We start from the raw sequence: 17,838 nt of genomic DNA on the forward strand, positions 1-17,838 counted from the left end.
CCTGAATTAGTGTCCCTGATGACACCGCTGGCGCTGGCTATCGGCCTGATTTACGCGCCCGTATCAACAGCTGCCACGCCTGTAGACACCAGCTCAGCTCTGGATGGTGGATATGACAGCCTTGTGATCATCGCTGCCCATGACACCCTGCAAAGCCCTGATATACTGTTGGGCATCAGTAATATCAGTATTACACGATATTCCGTGCTGACACTGGACGGTTTCACATTTGGACTGGGCAAAGATCAACAGGACGAAGCCGGAACCGGCTACCGGATTGACACCTCCAGCGAGCTGGAAATTAAAACCACTTCGGACCTGATTTTTAAAAGTCATCTTTCAGATTCCGGCGTACTTAAAATCGATACGAAGGGTACAACATTTAACTTCGACAGCAATAACGCCGGAGATGGTTTTACCGGGACTGTGGCGCTGAATAATACACATTTTGAACTTACGGATATAAATACTCAGGCACTGAGTAAGGCAAAGCTGCGCGTTGAGAACGGCAGCATTACACACGTTGCTGAAGGCGAGCAGAAAATTGGCGGACTTGTTTTTGCGGGCGGGACCGTAAAATTTGATGGCGTCACGCCGGGTGGAACGACGTCTTCAGGCACGGTCCAGGCTAATGGTATGAATCTGCTGGGCCGGGGAACGGTGCAGGTCGATACTACCAGCGTCAGCGATGTTCGCCCTGAGGCGGACACTCAGAGTTCGATCCTTGAACAGGATGATACCGGTGAAATGGTCAAATTGGGTAACTCTGATACCCAGGTCTGGGGCAGCGGCGGTAACCTGGTCCTGAAGGATGAAAACGGCAACGTTATTTCTGATGCCGTCACCCATGACTTCACTCAGAACGGTGAAGTGGTGGCGAACGGCACTTACGATTATCGCCTCACCGGCGGTGAAGACTCTGACGGGTTGTATATCAACTATGGTCTGACTCAGGTTGAGTTACTGACCAGCGGTGAAAACGCGCTTAGCCTTGACGCGGAAGGTCATACTGCGGATGCGGCCGATTTAAGCGCCAAAATCATTGGCAGTGGCGATCTCGCTGTCGACAGCCAGCAGGGACAGACCGTGACATTATCCAACATGGATAACAGCTACACCGGGCAGACCGATGTTCGCAGCGGCAATCTGGCGATGCTGAATGACAACGTGCTCGGCAAGACCAGTGAGCTGAAGCTGGCGGAAAATACCGGCTTCGATATGCGAGGGCATTCACAAACCATTGGCGAGCTGACTGCGGCTGCCGGTTCGCTGACCGATCTGAACAGCGGGCATCTGACCATTGCTGATGGGGGAACGTCTCTGGGCGAACTGGCCGGTGACGGCTTGCTGACGCTGGCTGGCGGCACGCTGGACGTGACCAGTGCGAATAACAATCTGCGTGCGACCGTCGCTATCTTGCAGGGAGCCACGGCAAATGTCGACAGTACCCAGGGACTCGGCAGTGGCAACATTGACGATGCCGGTCTGATTAACGTAGATAACGCTGCGGGCATGCTGTACAACAAAATCAGTAACAACGGCGAGGTGGCGCTGCACGGCAGTGATGTTGTGCTGGCTGGCGACAACTCCGGCTTCAGCGGGACATTCGCCATTGATCATGCCTCGACGCTGACTGCTTCTGAGCAGCAACAGCTGGGTAGCGCCACCGTCGATGACTCAGGAACGCTGCTGCTGAATACCGCCAGCGACTGGACGCTGGCTAACGTGGTGACTGGCAGCGGTGGCCTGACCAAAGCCGGTGCAGGTATCTTAACGCTGAATGATAACGCGCAGTGGAGCGGCACGACAGAGATCGCGCAGGGCGAGGTGATTCTTGGCAGTGCAGCCGATCCCTTAACGCTGGCCAGCAACCAGGTGAATATCGATGCTGCTGGCCGGTTGTCCGGATTCGGCGGTGTGGCCGGCAATATCGATAACAGCGGCGTGATGATTGTCGGCTCACAAGAAGCAACAACCACGGCAGAAACGTTTAACGTGGGCGGTAATCTGCAGAACAGCGGCAATGTGTGGATCGGCAGCAGCAATCAGCCGGTGGGAAATCAACTGGTGGTCAACGGTGACTATGCCGGGAATGGCGGTCATCTGCATCTGAATACCGCGCTGGGCGGTGACAGTTCAGCCACCGATAAACTCACTGTTAATGGCAATACTTCCGGCACCACCGGAGTCAGCGTGATGAATGCCGGAGGGACTGGCGCGCAAACGCTGAACGGGATTGAAATTATCCATGTCTCCGGGAACTCCGACGGCGAATTTACCCAGGATGGCAGGATCGTGGCCGGGGCTTATGATTACTCTCTGGTCCGTGGTCAGCAGGATAACAGCGGTAACTGGTATCTGATCAGCCACAAACCCGACCCTGATCCACAGCCGGATCCGCAACCCGGCCCGGCACCACAACCGGATATCCGCCCTGAAGCAGGCAGCTATACCGCGAATCTCGCGGCTGCCAACATGCTGTTCACCACCCGGTTGCACGATCGTCTGGGTGAAACTCAGTATGTTGATGCGTTCACCGGTGAGACGAAAGAAACCGGTATGTGGATGCGCCATGAAGGCGGACATAACAACTGGCGCGACAGCAGCGGACAGCTTAAAACCCAGAGCAATCGCTATGTTATGCAGATTGGCGGCGACGTTGCGCGCTGGAGCGCTGACCGCCTTGACCGCGGGCATCTGGGCCTGATGGCTGGCTACGGTCACAACAGCAGCAACACCCGTTCCTCCGTGACTCACTACGGTTCAGGAGGCTCAGTAAATGGTTACAGTGCAGGGGCTTATGCTACCTGGTATGCCAATGATGAATCCCATCAGGGCGTGTATGTCGACAGCTGGGCACAGTACAACTGGTTCAACAACCATGTGAAAGGTGACGATATTCAGGGCGAAGCCTACAAATCCAAAGGCTTTACCGCCTCGCTGGAAACAGGTTATACCCGGAAAACCGGTGAGTTCAGGGGGAGCCACGGTTCACTCAATGAGTGGTTTATCCAGCCGCAGGCCCAGATTGTCTGGATGGGCGTGAAAGCTGACGATCACCGTGAATTTAACGGTACCGGGGTTCATGGCGAGGGTGACGGTAATATTCAGACGCGCCTCGGGATGCGTACTTTCCTGAAAGGTCATCATGCCATGGATAATGATAAAGAGAGAACGTTCCAGCCGTTTGTGGAAGTTAACTGGCTGCATAACAGCCATAATTTCGGGACAAAAATGGATGGTATCAGTATCCACCAGACCGGCACGCGCGATCAGGGCGAAGTGAAAACCGGCCTGGAAGGGCAGATCGCTCCGCAACTGGATGTCTGGGGCAACGTTGGGGTACAAATTGGCGATAAAGGCTACAACGACGCCGCTTCTATGGTTGGCGTCAGATATAACTTTAAATAGGTTCTAAGACCTTAACCACGCCACCAGCTCCTGGAGTTGTGGTGGCGCTTCCTCCGACGGGCGCTGGATCAGACTGTAGACCGCGCCCGTTTTTACTGTCGCTGTAAAAGGCGCGATCAACCGTTTCATTGCCAGATCTGCCTCGATCAGCGTGACATCCGCCACCGTCACGCCAAATCCCTGAATAGCCGCACTGATTGCCAGATCCATCGTATCAAAATGCTGGTTGCGCCTGATAGCAACTTTCACCTGTTGCTGGCTGAGCCACAGTTGCCAGTCACGGCTGTCAGCAGTTGGGTGCAGAAAGGTAAAGCGTGGCAAATCCTCAATCTTCAGATCGGTTTCCGGCTGCAGGCTCGCAGCGATCACCGGCGTCAGCTCTTCATTAAACAAACGGTAGCTGCCCGTGGTGGGGGGGCCATAGACAATCGCCGCATCAAAATTATCCAGCTGGCTGCTGTGGTCGACGGTGGTGGTCAGCGCCACATGTAGATCGGGCCGCGCCTGCTCCAGCGCCACCAGTTTGGGCACCAGCCAGCGCATGGCACAGGTCGGGGCTTTCAGGCGGACCACTGCATGCGTTTTACTGGCCCGTTCCGCTGCCTGCATCATCTGTTCAAAGCTGGTTTTCATCGCCGGGAGCAGGCTGGCGCCCTGCGGGGTGAGATACAGACCCCGTGCGTGACGGTCAAACAGCGCAAAACCCAGCCAGTTTTCCAGTGCAGCAATCTTGCGGCTGACGGCTCCCTGAGTGATACAGAGTTCACTGGCTGCGCGGGTCAGGTTGAGATGGCGTGCGGTGACAATAAAGGCATGAACTGCATTTAGCGGAAGCGGACGCCGTGACATGAATACCCTTTGAGCTATGTTTAAAAGTCATGGCTATTATGACAACAATTCGCTTGTCGGCTCAAGCAGCCTCACGTTGAATGAGGAATAAAGCCTCAGATCACTACCGGAGACAGCATGACCATCCTTTCATCCGTTCAGCAGCGTTCCAAACTTCCTGATGTGGGCACCACCATTTTTTCCGTTATTGGCCAGCTTTCCGCGCAGCACAATGCCATTAACATGTCGCAGGGTGCGCCAAACTTCCCTTGCGATCCGGCGCTGGTACAGGGCGTGACCCGGGCGATGGAGCAGGGCCATAACCAGTATGCGCCAATGACCGGGCTGGGTGCGCTGAAAGAGGTGCTGGCCAGCAAGGTTAAAGCACTGTACGGCCAGCAGTATGATGCGGGCAGTGAAGTGCTGATCACCGGCAGCGCCAGTCAGGGGATCTATGCGGCTATTGGTGGCCTGGTGCATGCAGGCGATGAGGTCATTTTCTTCGAACCTGCGTTTGACAGCTATGCACCGGTAGTGCGGCTGCAGGGAGGTGTTCCCGTCGGCCTGAAATTGCAGATGCCGGACTTTGCCATCAACTGGGAACAGGTGCGGGCGACTATTACCCCGAAAACCCGGATGATCATTATCAACACGCCGCATAACCCAAGTGCGCAGGTGCTGAGCCGCGAAGATTTGGATCAGCTGGCGGCGATCACCCGCAACACCAATATCGTGGTGCTGTCTGACGAAGTGTATGAGCATATTCTGTTCGATGGCCGTCAGCATCAGGGCATGGCGATTCACCCGGAGCTGGCACAACGCAGCGTAATCGTCTCTTCCTTTGGCAAAACCTTCCATGTCACCGGCTGGCGGGTGGGCTACTGCCTTGCTCCGGCTGAGCTGATGGAAGAGATGGTGAAGGTACATCAGTTTATGATGTATTCCGCCGACACGCCGATGCAGGTGGCCTTTGCCGACTATTTGCGCAACCCGGAAAACTACCTTGGTCTCGGCGCGTTTTATCAGCAAAAACGCGACACGCTGATTGAACTGCTGAAAGAATCGCCGTTCCGTTTGCTTCCTTCGGCTGGATCTTTCTTTATGCTGGCGAGCTATGCAGATTTCAGTGACGAAACCGACAGTGAAATGGTAAAACGTCTCATTGTTGATTACGGTGTAGCAACTATCCCACTTTCGGCGTTCTACACGGATGGTACCGACAATAAATTGATCCGTCTCTCTTTCGCAAAAGACGAAGCCACGCTGCGGGCAGGCGCTGAAGCGCTGTGCCGGGTGAAGCCTCGCTAAACACTCCTGAGGGGAAGTTGATGAAGAAGTTAAGTGCACTGTTAGTGGCGGCAGGGTTGCTGTCTTCCATCTCTGCAATGGCGCAGGAAACGCTGCGTTATGGTCTGGAATCACAATATCCACCGTTTGAGAGCCGCAATGCTTCCGGCGATCTGGAAGGCTTTGATATCGAGCTGGGCAAGGCGATCTGCCAGGTCGGTAACTTCAAGTGCAGCTGGGTCGAGAGCAGCTTTGATGCACTGATCCCGGCCCTGGCCGCGAAGAAATTTGATGCGATTAACTCGGCGATGAACATCACCGAAGCGCGGATGAAAAGCATTGGCTTCACCAACCCGATTTACCGTATTCCAAGCCAGCTGATCGGCAAAGAAGGTTCCGACCTGCAACCTGCAATTGACTCGCTGAAAGGTAAAAATATCGGTGTGCTGCAGGGTTCCGTACAGGAAACCTATGCCAAGAAACACTGGGAACCGCAGGGCGTGACCGTGACTTCCTATCAGGACCAGAACCAGGTTTATAACGACATGGCGGCCGGCCGTCTGGATGGCACGCTGGTGATGTCGGCGGCGGGTCAGTCCGGCTTCCTGGAGAAACCACAGGGCAAAGGCTTTGCTTTCGCCGGTGGCCCGGTTGAGGATAAAGATGTTCTCGGCGTGGGGATTGGTTTTGGACTGCGTAAAGACGATACCAAACTGAAGCAGGAACTGGATGCAGCGATCGCTAAGGTTCAGACTGATGGTACAGTGACTAAACTGGCCGCGAAGTTCTTCCCTGGTATTGATGTTTCCGTTAAGTAACGGCGAACAAGCGGCCTGTACCTGCAAAGGGGAGCAGGTACAGGCCGCATGACCTTCTTTATTTCTGCGATTGTGCCAGTTCTACTGCGTCATCGCCTGCCGGGATCCTCATCGGCGACGTTGGATCGGTAGCTGCACGCCACACGGCTTCAGCCACAGCTTCAGATTCTGTTATCGGTCCGCTGTACTCACGCCATTCGGTAAATACCTGCTCGCCCTGGGTAACATAAGCGGGTGGGAAAGCCCCTTCCAGTCTTGGTTGCGCATTTTCCCCAAAGCGGGTACCTGGCGCACGCCCCGGCAGTACAAGCCTCATACGGATATTGAACGGTTCCAGTTCCAGCGCCACCGATTCGGTAAAGGCATTCACGGCAGCTTTGCTGGCGGTGTAAACGGAAAGCAGCGGCAGTGATTTGATGGGCACGGTCGAAGTGACATTGACGATCACACCTGTTTTACGCTCCCGGAACTGGGGCAGAACAGCCTGAGTCAGCGCGATAGTCCCCAGCGTGTTGGTTTCAAAAACTTCCAGCGCAGTGTCCATCGGAGTGCCTTCCAGCGCGCCGAGCATGCCAATCCCGGCGTTGTTGATCAGGACATCAATCGGTCCGGCAGCCTGCAGTGCTTTGCTGATGCTTTGCGGATCGGTCACGTCCAGTGGCAGGATGCGCAGGTTAGAAGACCGCGGCAGAATATCCTCGCGCGGGGTGCGCATGGTGGCAATCACCTTCCAGTCGCGGGCAAGAAAGTACTGTGCAGTCGCCAGGCCAAAGCCGGATGAGCATCCGGTGATCAGGACAGTTTTCATGGTTCACTCCTTTTCGGTTGGGGTATGAAAAGGATAGGGGGGAATAATCGGACTGACTATCACTCAGCGTCCATAAAACGTTTGCGAGAGTCCTGATTATGACGGTGAAAACCACCCGGCCTCATGACCGGGCGAAAAAGTCTCACTACTCAGCAGCCAGCAGGCAAAGCCTCTCTGCAACCTGATAGGACTTCACAAATGAAGGGACCGGCAAAAACTCGAACTTAGAGTGGAAGTTATGCGCGCCGGTGAAAAAGTTTGGCGTCAGCAGACCTTTGGCTGACAGGGCTGCACCGTCGGTACCGCCACGCATTGGCGTGACTTTCGGTTGGATATCCAGCTGCTCCAGCGCGGTAAAGATCAGGTCAACAGCCCGGCGATCTTCACCGATCGCATTGCTGATGTTGCTGTAGATATCGCTGATTTCAAGCTCAACTTTACTGGTTGGATACTGCGCGGCAATCTTCGCGGCGACGTCGTGCAGCCGGGTTTTACGCTGCTCAAAAGAACCCAGATCGAAGTCACGAATCGAGGCCTTAACCACGGCCTCGCTGGCATTGGCGGACATATCGTTAAACCAGACATAGCCTTCGCGGCCTTCGGTGTGTTCCGGCGTCTGCTGGCGGTCGAAATGGCCGATAAAGTCCCATGCCATCAGCAGAGGATTGACCAGCACGCCTTTGCCCGACATGGGATGTGCGGTCACGCCGGTGAAGGTAATCCTGGCTCCTGCTGCATTAAAGTTCTCGTAAACCACTTCACCCAGCTCGCAGCAGTCGATGGTGTAAGCGAAGTCGACGTTAAAACGTTTCTCCAGGTCCAGCGCCTTCGCGCCGCGCAGCCCAATCTCTTCGTCCGGCACAAACGCCACCACGATATCGCCATGTGGCGTGTCGTGGGTCAGGTTTTCCATCAGCGTCATCACCACGGTGACGGCCGCTTTGTTATCCGCACCCAGCACGCTGGTGCCGTCGCTGAAGATAATGTCCTGGCCGTGATAGGCATTGATCTCAGGATGTTCCGCCGTTCGTAACCAGATGTCCTGTTGCTGATTAAGGCACAGATCTTTGCCTTCAAAGCGCAGCGTCTGCGGGTGGATATGCGGGGAAAGACCGACGTCGACGGTATCGATGTGGGTGATAAAACCGATGCGCGGTGCAGCAGGGCGATTGCCTGGTTTGACGGCGGTCACGGTGGCGAACTCATCAATCACCACGTCCTGCAGCCCCATCTCCCGAAGTTCATCCGCCAGCATCTTCGCCATATCATGCTGCTCCGGCGTGCTTGGCAGCACGCTCGCTGAGGCATCGCTCTGGCTGGTGACGGCCAGATAGCGGTAAAAGCGGGTGCAAAGCTGATTAGCCAGTTCCTGATTCATGCAAATGTCCTGTTTGTGATGAGTGCATTGATAATTTACGGACAGAGACTGGCCGATTGCAAGCCGGTGTCCGGCAAAGTGCTGAAAACTCACTATACTCAGAGTTCACGACAAACAAACGGGAGGAATGGAATGACCATTCATAAGAAAGGGCAGGCTCACTGGGAAGGCGACATCAAACACGGTAAGGGCACCATCAGCACCGAAAGTGGTGCGCTGAAGGAGCAACCATATGGCTTTAACACCCGTTTTGAAGGCAAACCCGGCACAAATCCGGAAGAGCTGATTGGCGCCGCCCATTCGGCGTGCTTCTCCATGGCATTGTCACTGATGCTGGGCAACGAAGGTTTCACACCGGAAAGCATCGACACCGTGGCCGACGTCTCGCTGGATAAAGCCGGAGACGGTTTCAAAATCACCAAAATAGCGCTGGACAGCAAGATCAGGCTGCCGGGCGTGGACAGCAGTAAATTCGATGAAATCATCAATAAAGCGAAAGCCGGTTGCCCGGTTTCTCAGCTGCTGAACGCTGAAATCACGCTCGACTACAAACTGAACTGAGCCTGATTCCACACTCCCTGCCGTCCGGCGGGGAGTAAATTTTCTGCCGCATGCCTGATTTTAAACCGGTTCAACTTCCTGAAATATAGCTAAATTATATACCTGTAAATGCAAATTTTTTGCTGGCCCCCTCTCTTTTTCCTGCGTAAATTGTTATCCGGACAACAGGTATTTAAAACGCGAGGATGCAATGAAAAAATCCGTATTGAGAACGGCAGTGGCCGCTCTGACGCTGGCGGTGGCCTCCGGGGCCATGGCGAAAACGCTGGTATATTGCTCTGAGGGATCGCCAGAAAACTTTAACCCGCAACTCTACACTTCCGGCACCAGCGTGGATGCCAGCGCCGTGCCGGTCTATAACCGGCTGGTGGATTTTAAAGTCGGCACCACCGAACTGGTGCCCAGCCTTGCCGAAAGCTGGGACATCAGCCCGGACGGCACGGTTTACACCTTCCATCTGCGCAAAGGGGTGAAATTCCAGAGTAATAAAGCCTTCAAACCCACCCGGGATTTCAACGCCGACGATGTGATTTTCTCCTTTATGCGGCAGAAAGATCCCAAAAACCCTTATCACAACGTCTCAAACGGGGCCTACACCAACTTTGAGAGCCTGGAGTTTGGTTCGCTGATTAAAAGCATCGATAAGGTCGACGATCACACGGTCCGCTTCACGCTGGCCCATGATGAAGCGCCGTTTCTCGCCGATCTTGGCTGGTACTTTGCTTCCATTCTTTCGTCAGAATATGCCGATGAAATGCTGAAAGCCGGTACACCGGAAAAAGTCGACCAGGATCCGATTGGCACCGGCCCGTTTGAGCTGGTGCAGTATCAAAAGGACTCGCGCATTCTGTTCCGCGCCTTCCCGCAATACTGGCAGGGCAAAGCGAAGCTCGATCGCCTGGTGTTCTCCATCACCCCGGACGCTTCGGTACGTTACGCCAAACTGGAAAAGAACGAGTGCCAGGTGATGCCGTTCCCGAATCCGGCTGACCTCAAGCGGATGGGCGAAAATAAAAATATTACGCTGATGCAGAAAGCCGGACTGAACATCGGTTTCCTGGCGTTTAATACTCAGAAACCCCCGTTTGACAACGTCAGGGTCCGTCAGGCGCTGACCATGGCAATCAACAAACCGGCGATTATTCAGGCAGTATTCCAGGGTACTGGCACGATGGCGAAAAACCTGCTGCCGCCGGGAGTGTGGAGCGCGGACAAAGACCTGAAGGATTACGATTACGACCCGGAAAAGGCGAAAACGCTGCTGCAGGAAGCCGGGATTAAACCAGGAACCGCAATTGACCTGTGGGCCATGCCGGTGCAGCGTCCTTACAACCCGAATGCACGTCGTATGGCCGAGATGATTCAGGCAGACTGGGCAAAAGTGGGAATTAAAGCAAATATCGTCAGCTTTGAATGGGGCGAATACCTCAAGCGGGTGAAAAATGGCGAGCATCAGGCGGCGCTGATGGGCTGGACTACCGCCACCGGCGATCCGGATAACTTCTTCGGTCCGCTGTTCAGTTGCACCTCCGCCAACGGCGGGTCCAACTCGTCAAAATGGTGCTATAAGCCGTTCGACAAGTTGATTACCGAAGCCCGTGGAGAGCAGGATCATAACAAGCGCATCCAGCTCTACCAGCAGGCTCAGAAAATCATGCATGACCAGGCTCCGGCAGTGATGATTGCTCATTCAACGATTTTTGAACCGGTTCGCAAAGAGGTGACTGGCTATGAGATCGACCCGTTTGGTAAACATATTTTCTATCAGGTTGATGTGAAGTAATTTCCTGAGTAATCCTGTAAAATGAGGTCGTTACAGGCCTCTTTTTCCTCTCCGCTGGCAACCGGTCGGGTTCGTTGCCAGGTGTCTATCAGACGCTGAACCTTGTTGCGATCAACCAGGCTGGCAGGGGTGTAGATCACCAGACCAAGATCGGCCCGGCCATCGATAGCAAACGAGGAGTATTCAAAGGAGACTTCTCCCACTTCGGGATGTTCAGTCCGCTTCAGCCCTTCGCCAAAGCGCTGTACGTCATAGTCACCCTGCCAGATGGCCGCAAAATCAGGGCTGAGCTGGCACAGTTCATCAACCAGCCCCTGTACTTTCTCCTGCGCCCCGGCACGGATCACTTCAGCGCGGAAAACGGCAACGACATTAGCTACATCCCGCCGCCAGTTACTCATGCTGTCACGCACCCGGGGATTGCAGAACAGGATGCGCAGAATATTGCGGTCTTCCGGTGCCAGCGTTTCATAGTCGAGCAACACGGCGCGTGCGGCATCGTTCCAGGCCACAATGTCCCACAGCGATGTTCTGACCAGCGCCGGGCTGTGCTCAAGCGAGTCCAGCACGCGCTGCAACTGCGGTGAAACCGGTTCGCCGGGCTGATACTGCACGCGGGGCGGGCGCTGCTGCGCCAGTAAAAAGAGGTGTTCGCGCTCTTCTTTATTCAGTTCCAGTGCTTCCGCAAGGCGGTTCAGCACTTCTGAAGAGGGGGAGCCGCCACGGCCCTGTTCCAGCCAGGTGTACCAGGTGGCGCTGACATTGGCTCGCTGCGCCACTTCTTCCCGCCGCAGTCCGGGTGTGCGGCGACGGATCGGTGAAATGCCAAAATTCGCCGGATCTAGCTTGCCCCGGCGATCCTTCAGGTAGTTACCCAACAGTTTGCTGTCTGGCGTCACAGAAAAGCCCTCAAGGTCATAAGCGGAAAAACAGGTCCGACTGCGTGAGGCGGCCTGCAATGATTACCAGTATAACGCAGACCCTACAGGCCATATTCATGCATGAATATGGCATTCTGCTGTTGCAACTGTTCGCGGATGAATTCCAGAAACAAATTGAGCGCCGCCGAGCGCTGGCGTCCGGAGACGGTCTGTACCTGCAGCGTTCGCTGGGTAAGCTGGTCGATCCCCATTGAGCGCAACGCGAGACCGTGTTCCCGCGCCTGATAAAGCACGGTGAACTGGCTGCAAATGGTGATGGCCAGCGGATTCTGCTGCAGGAAAGTATAGAGAGTGCTGAAATTATTGCAGGTCAATGCCGGTTCGATAAAGGTACCGTTCATCTGGCAGCTCAAATCAAACAGCTGGCGTACCGTGGTGCCCTGGTCAGGCAATGCAACAGGATAAGCCGTTAAATCCTGCAGCTGAAATGTCCTGCTCGCCAGCGGGTGTTGCTGATTCATCACGATCAGCACCGGCGCAGCCCAGGAACCCACCACGTCCACGCCGCGCTCCGGATGCAGGCTGAACTGGAATGCCACGTCACATTCGCCGTGGCGCAAAATGTCGGCCACCTCCAGCGCACTGCTGACCGTCAGATTAAAACTCACCGAAGGATTCTGCTGGCGAAACTGTGAGCACAGCGTTGGAAGAAGGCTGAAGGCCATGCCGTCCGTGCAGGCCACGCGCAGTGCGGTACGTCTTACGGCTTTCAGCCCTTTAATTTCAGCCAGCGCGTGTTCCATGCCCAGCATGCTGCGGCGGACGTGATTTTCGAAGATTTTTCCGGCGTCATTCAGCACCATTCCCCGCGGATGACGTTCAAACAGCGGTGCGCCCACCTCACTTTTCAGCCGCTGGATCTGGCGACTGATGGCCGATACCGCGACAAAGAGCTGCTGGCTGGCTGCGCTTAATGACCCGCAGTTGGCGACAGCCAGAAAATAGCGAATTTCGGTACTGTGCATCTGTGCGCCTCTTACTGGTTCATGCCGCGTGATTGTGCAGGAATGCTTTGCTTTTAAAGCAATGCTGGTTTGATATTTTGGTAATTGTGGCAAAGCGGGATTTTAGCTTAGATGGTCTGCATAACAAAACAACAAATCAGCAAACACAACGGGCAGGCTTATGACAGGTGAACAGGCGGTGGCACAAGCCACGGCGTACTTTGACAGTGGCGAATTTAAACAGGTGCTGGCCCGGCGGGTGGCAATCCGTTCAGAAAGCCAGCGAGAGGATCGTGACAGCGAACTGCAGCGATATCTGGCTGATGAACTCACCCCGGCGATGCAGGCACTGGGTTTCACGCTGACGCAGATTGATAATCCTCAGGCCCCGCTGCGGCCATTTCTTCTGGCCACACGCATCGAACAGGCTGAGCTGCCCACGCTGTTATGCTACGGGCATGGTGACGTGGTGTTCGGCGATGATGAGAACTGGTGTGAAGGGCTGACGCCCTGGGAGTTGAAAGAAGAGGGCGATCGCTGGTACGGCCGCGGAAGCGCAGACAATAAAGGGCAGCACTCGGTCAACATCGCCGCGCTTGAGCAGATCTTTGCAGCGCGGGGCGGTAGTCTGGGTTTCAACTGCAAATTCCTGTTCGAGATGGGGGAAGAGATCAGCTCGCCAGGTCTGGCGCAGATTTGCCGGGACCATCAGGAGCTGCTGAGCGCGGATATCTTTATTGCCTCGGATGGCCCGAGGCTGAATGCCTACAGCCCGACGCTGTTCCTCGGTTCACGTGATGCAGTCAATGTTCGCCTCAGTATCAACGCCCGTGACCGCGATTACCACTCCGGCAACTGGGGCGGTTTACTGAGCAACCCCGGCACGCAACTGGCGAACGCTGTGGCGTGCCGGGTGAATCAACACGGTCAGCTGCAGGTCAGTGCGCTGAAGCCACCGGCCATTTCCGATGACGTTCGCGCTATTCTCAGCGAAATAGACGTGATGACTTCCGGCAGCGGCCCGCAGATTGATCCCCAGTGGGGCGAAGCGGGTCTGACCCAGACTGAACGCCTGTACGGCTGGAATACGCTGGAGGTGCTCTCTTTTCTGACCGGTAACCCGGCACGGCCGATGAACGCTATTCCCGGCAACGCAACGGCAGTTTGCCAGTTGCGTTTCGTGGTGGGAACTGACTGCGAAAATATTGAGCGGCATTTGCGCCATCACCTGCAGGAGCACGGTTTCAGCCAGGTGGAAGTGACCGTGTTACGCGGCTCCCCGGCAACCCGTCTTGACCCACGCGATCCCTTAGTGGGTTGGGCGCTGGAAGCGATGCAGCAAACCAGCGGTAAAAAGCCGGCGCTGCTGCCGAATCTGGGGGGGGGCGCTGCCCAACGGCGTGTTTGCCAATATTCTGGGGCTGCCAACGCTCTGGGTGCCTCACTCCTATCCGGCCTGCGGACAGCATGCGGTTGATGAGCATATGCTGAAGTCCATCGCCCGTGAAGGGTTGCAGATCATGACCCGCCTGCTGTGGGATTTGGGCGAGCAGGGTGAACAACTGCTCGCCAGCCATCGTGACTATCAGTAGCAGAAAGGAGCAAAGCAATGAGCACCTTAATGCAACCGTCTGCGGCAACCGCAGTAAAGCCCAATCTCTACAAAACCCTCTTTGCTACCTGCGTGGGGAATGCGCTGGAGTGGTTTGATATTGCTGTCTACGGCTTCTTGGCCAGCTATATCGCCCATGCCTTTTTCCCCACTCAGGATCCGTCCGTTTCCCTGCTGCTGACCTTTGGCAGTTTTGGCGTGCCATTTCTGATCCGACCGTTTGGGGCGATTGTGCTGGGAGCCTATGCCGATCGCGCAGGGCGCAAAAAAGCGCTGATGTTATCCATCCAACTGATGATGCTGGGCGGGGTAATCATCGTGCTGATGCCGTCCTATAGCAGTATCGGATTGATTGCTCCGGTGATGATCCTGCTGGCCGGGGTGATCCTGACGGTGGTGACGCCGCTGATGGGGATGTGGGCGGAAAAAATAGGTCGCAGACCGCTGATGTGGAGTTCGCTGGGACTACTGATCCTGACTATTTACCCGGCCTTCCTGCTGGTGGTTAACCATCCCATCGCCGGGATGCTGCTGGTGCTGGTGGGCTGGATGGCGCTGCTGAAGTCGGTTTATTTTTCTACCGTTCCGTCGATGACGGCCGATCTTTTCCCGATAGCTACCCGTGCCAGCGGCATAGCAATTAGCTATAACATTGCGGTGACAGTGTTCGGCGGTTTTGCACCGCTGATCTGCATCATGCTGATTACTGCAACCGGCACCAGCCTCGCCCCCAGCTATTATCTGATGGTACTGGCACTGGTCAGCGGCTGGGCGCTGTATAAAAGCCAGCGTAGGCTCAAGGATTAACAAAAAACACGTTGCAAGTTTTAATGACGGTGGTATCAGTAATAGCTGATTAACAGGGTTGTTACTGTAAAACAGGCAAAACCTGAGCCGGTCTGAATATTTTCAGACCGGCTCAGGTTTTTTTTTGGATTAATTATGGAGATCACAATGAAAAAAATTTTACTGACCACAGGGATCCTGCTCGGCAGCATAATGACCGCACAGGCAGCAGATCGACCATTACGCATTTTGCTGGTGAACGATGATGGTTGCCACTCGCCGGGCATCACCCAACTGCAGAGTAAGCTGGCGGCAAAAGGCTATGACGTCTGGCTGGTGGGGCCTGCCACTAATCAAAGCGGCATCGGGTCGGCCATCACTTTTAAACCCAATAAAATTTTTGATGTGGAAAAAGTTGCAGAAAAAACATGGTGTTTTCCCGGCACTCCAGCGGATTCTGTGGACTTCGGTCTGCTGGGCGTGATGAAGGACTCGCCACCGGACCTGGTCATTTCAGGGGTTAACGATGGCCCGAACACCGGCGTTGCCCAACTGAATTCCGGTACGCTGGGAGCGGCGGTCAGGGCTGTCCGCTATGGCTATCCGTCCATTGCTGCCAGCATTGGGTATAACCTGACTGAAGAAGAGATGCGCAGCGGCTGGCCGAGCACTAAAAAATACTGGCCGGATGCAATAGATTACGTGGTGACCATGGTAGGTAAATTGGCGTATGACTGGCAGCCGGGGAAATCTTTATTACCTGAAGGTTCGGGCCTGAGTATTAACTACCCGCCTTTACCTGAAGTGGAAATAAAGGGCGTGAAATATAGTGATAATGAACGTTATCCGACGCCACAGCATCATTATAAATTGCTGCCTGATGGCAAGGCTCAACAGATTATGAATCAGGCGGTATTGCAGCCCAGCCAGGCTGACACGGATACCGGGTGGCTGAATAAAGGCTATATTGTTTATTCAATTTTTGATGGGGACTGGAATGCAGCTCAACTGACGGGAGAATATCAGCAGCGGTTGGGGAACGGGCCGCTATCGAATTAATCCTGATGACTGAAATGATTAAGGCCGGAATTTCCGGCCTTGTTTTTCGGCTTTTAGTGAGCCTGCAAATAAGCCACATGGGTCTGCAGATACTCTTCCAGCCCGTGACGGCCATCCGCGCCGCCGATGCCAGATTTCCGCCAGCCAGCATGGAAGCCCTGCATCGCTTCGAAGTTTTCGCGGTTAACGTAGGTTTCGCCGAACTTCAGCTGTTTCAGCGCCTGCATGGTGGTGTTCAGGTTCTCGGTAAAAATTGAGGAAGTCAGGCCGTACTCGCTGTCATTCGCCAGCGCGATTGCTTCGTCCAGGGTTTTGAAAGCAATCACCGGCAGCACCGGACCGAAAGTCTCTTCCTGCACGATAGCCATTTCCTGCCGCACGTTGGTCAGCAGGGTGGGTTCAAAGAAGAAGCCACGGTCGCCTTTACGCTTACCGCCCGTCACCACTTTCGCCCCTTGTTCCACGGCGTGAGCCACTTTCTGCTCCACGCGCTTCAGGGCATCGGCAGATATCAGCGGACCCATCGTCACGTTATTTTCTTTCGCCGTATCGCCGCTGGTCACTTCTTTAAATGCTGCGGTCAGGCGTTTTACCACCTCGTCATACACACCTTCCTGCACGTAGAGGCGTTCTGCACAATTACAGACCTGCCCGGTGTTGATCATCCGTGAATCAACAATCGCTTTTACCGCCAGATCGAGGTTGGCATCGTTCATCACAATGGCAGGCGCTTTGCCGCCCAGCTCCAGCGACACTTTGGTGACGTTTTTCGCGGCGGCCTGCAGAGTGGCGATCCCGGCATTGACGCTGCCGGTCAGGCTGACCATACCAACTTTAGGATTGGCGGCCAGCGCCTGGCCCACTTCCGGGCCATAGCCGGTGACAAGGTTGAACACCCCGACAGGCAGGCCGACTTCATCAACAATCTCCGCAAACAGGATCGCATTGTTTGGCGTCAGTTCGCTGGGTTTAATGACGATGGTGTTGCCGGTGATCAGCGCTGGCGCGGCTTTGCGGGCAATCAGGAAGAAAGGGAAGTTCCACGGCAGAATGCCGGTCGTCACCCCAATGGCTTTTTTGAATACCATGATGGTTTCATTGGCGCGGTCACTCTGGACGATTTCACCCTCGTAACGACGCGCCCATTCGGCCATGTAATCGAGGTAATCGGCGGTAAACAGCACCTCGGTTTGCGCCAGCTGCTGAGTTTTTCCGCCTTCGGCAACAATAGTGGCGGTGATTTCCGCTTCGCGACGACGCACGCCAGCGGCAATTTTCCGCAGCCAGTTACCGCGCTCGATGGCTGACAGAGCTTCCCATCCGGCCTGAGCAGCGGAAGCAGCCTCGATGGCGCGGTCGGCATCTTCCCGGCCGCCTTCAGGGATCTGCGAGAGGGTCTCTTCAGTGGCCGGATTAATCACATCAATCCAGCGACCACTACGGTTTTCGACAAACTGACCGTTAATGTACAGACGATGTTGGCGCAGGGACATGGCAAATTCTCCGTAAACGATTTTTTATAGTGTGGTTAATGGGTTGTTGCATAAAAAGCATAGTGCCGGAGCGGCAAAAGAGCCGCCTTTCTGTGGCTGCCAGACGTCCGCAGAAGATGGCAAAAAAGA

General features: G+C 55.0%; 13 protein-coding genes and 1 pseudogene. 8 read left to right on the top strand and 6 right to left on the bottom strand.

The window, feature by feature from the left end; all coding sequences use genetic code 11:
• The first annotated feature begins 9 nt into the window (after positions 1–9).
• Positions 10–3,411: an autotransporter outer membrane beta-barrel domain-containing protein gene (locus AC3Y5R_RS02440; protein WP_489920160.1), complete on the top strand. Its 3,402-nt coding sequence runs from the start codon at positions 10–12 to the stop codon at positions 3,409–3,411.
• A gap of 3 nt (positions 3,412–3,414) precedes the next feature.
• Here AC3Y5R_RS02440 and AC3Y5R_RS02445 read toward each other — a convergent pair whose 3' ends face one another.
• Positions 3,415–4,260: a LysR substrate-binding domain-containing protein gene (locus AC3Y5R_RS02445; protein ID WP_489919989.1), complete on the bottom strand. Its 846-nt coding sequence runs from the start codon at positions 4,258–4,260 to the stop codon at positions 3,415–3,417.
• Positions 4,261–4,377: 117 nt separating this feature from the next.
• Between AC3Y5R_RS02445 and AC3Y5R_RS02450 the strand changes: the two genes are divergently transcribed.
• Both AC3Y5R_RS02450 and AC3Y5R_RS02455 read left to right on the top strand, forming a co-directional pair.
• Positions 4,378–5,547 carry a methionine aminotransferase gene (locus tag AC3Y5R_RS02450; RefSeq protein WP_489919990.1) on the top strand — a complete coding sequence of 390 codons (1,170 nt, stop codon included), beginning with the start codon at positions 4,378–4,380 and terminating at the stop codon, positions 5,545–5,547.
• A 20-nt stretch (positions 5,548–5,567) separates the two neighbouring features.
• Entirely contained in the window at positions 5,568–6,344 is a 777-nt protein-coding gene (locus AC3Y5R_RS02455) for a transporter substrate-binding domain-containing protein (protein WP_489919991.1), read from the top strand.
• Between the two features lie 58 nt (positions 6,345–6,402).
• Here AC3Y5R_RS02455 and AC3Y5R_RS02460 read toward each other — a convergent pair whose 3' ends face one another.
• Both AC3Y5R_RS02460 and pepT read right to left on the bottom strand, forming a co-directional pair.
• Positions 6,403–7,152, bottom strand: a complete 750-nt coding sequence (locus tag AC3Y5R_RS02460; RefSeq protein WP_489919992.1) for an SDR family oxidoreductase — start codon at positions 7,150–7,152, stop codon at positions 6,403–6,405.
• A 145-nt stretch (positions 7,153–7,297) separates the two neighbouring features.
• Positions 7,298–8,530: a peptidase T gene (gene pepT, locus AC3Y5R_RS02465; protein ID WP_489919993.1), complete on the bottom strand. Its 1,233-nt coding sequence runs from the start codon at positions 8,528–8,530 to the stop codon at positions 7,298–7,300.
• Positions 8,531–8,662: 132 nt separating this feature from the next.
• Here pepT and AC3Y5R_RS02470 point away from each other — a divergent pair, with 132 nt between their 5' ends.
• A complete protein-coding gene (locus AC3Y5R_RS02470; RefSeq protein ID WP_158781512.1) occupies positions 8,663–9,091 on the top strand; it encodes an OsmC family protein in 429 nt (142 codons plus the stop codon).
• Positions 9,092–9,281: 190 nt separating this feature from the next.
• Positions 9,282–10,874 carry an ABC transporter substrate-binding protein gene (locus AC3Y5R_RS02475; RefSeq protein WP_489919994.1) on the top strand — a complete coding sequence of 531 codons (1,593 nt, stop codon included), beginning with the start codon at positions 9,282–9,284 and terminating at the stop codon, positions 10,872–10,874.
• Here the strand turns inward: AC3Y5R_RS02475 and AC3Y5R_RS02480 are convergent.
• Both AC3Y5R_RS02480 and AC3Y5R_RS02485 read right to left on the bottom strand, forming a co-directional pair.
• Positions 10,856–11,773 (bottom strand): helix-turn-helix transcriptional regulator, encoded by a 918-nt coding sequence (locus tag AC3Y5R_RS02480; protein WP_489919995.1) that lies wholly within the window; start codon positions 11,771–11,773, stop codon positions 10,856–10,858. The genes AC3Y5R_RS02475 and AC3Y5R_RS02480 overlap by 19 nt on opposite strands.
• Before the next feature lie 83 nt (positions 11,774–11,856).
• On the bottom strand, positions 11,857–12,780 hold the full coding sequence (locus AC3Y5R_RS02485) for a LysR family transcriptional regulator (RefSeq protein WP_489919996.1): 924 nt from the start codon (positions 12,778–12,780) through the stop codon (positions 11,857–11,859).
• Positions 12,781–12,940: 160 nt separating this feature from the next.
• Here AC3Y5R_RS02485 and AC3Y5R_RS02490 point away from each other — a divergent pair.
• From AC3Y5R_RS02490 to surE, 3 genes and pseudogenes are all read left to right on the top strand, one after another.
• Positions 12,941–14,351 (top strand): annotated as a pseudogene (locus AC3Y5R_RS02490) (M20 family metallopeptidase).
• A gap of 17 nt (positions 14,352–14,368) precedes the next feature.
• Positions 14,369–15,178, top strand: a complete 810-nt coding sequence (locus AC3Y5R_RS02495; protein WP_489919997.1) for an MFS transporter — start codon at positions 14,369–14,371, stop codon at positions 15,176–15,178.
• A 147-nt stretch (positions 15,179–15,325) separates the two neighbouring features.
• Complete coding sequence (gene surE, locus AC3Y5R_RS02500; RefSeq protein WP_489919998.1) at positions 15,326–16,216, top strand: 5'/3'-nucleotidase SurE; 891 nt, start codon at positions 15,326–15,328, stop codon at positions 16,214–16,216.
• 53 nt (positions 16,217–16,269) lie between these two features.
• Here surE and aldA read toward each other — a convergent pair whose 3' ends face one another.
• A complete protein-coding gene (gene aldA / locus AC3Y5R_RS02505) occupies positions 16,270–17,709 on the bottom strand; it encodes an aldehyde dehydrogenase (protein ID WP_489919999.1) in 1,440 nt (479 codons plus the stop codon).
• Positions 17,710–17,838 lie beyond the last annotated feature (129 nt).

This window comes from Erwinia sp. 009765445 (assembly GCF_058137865.1).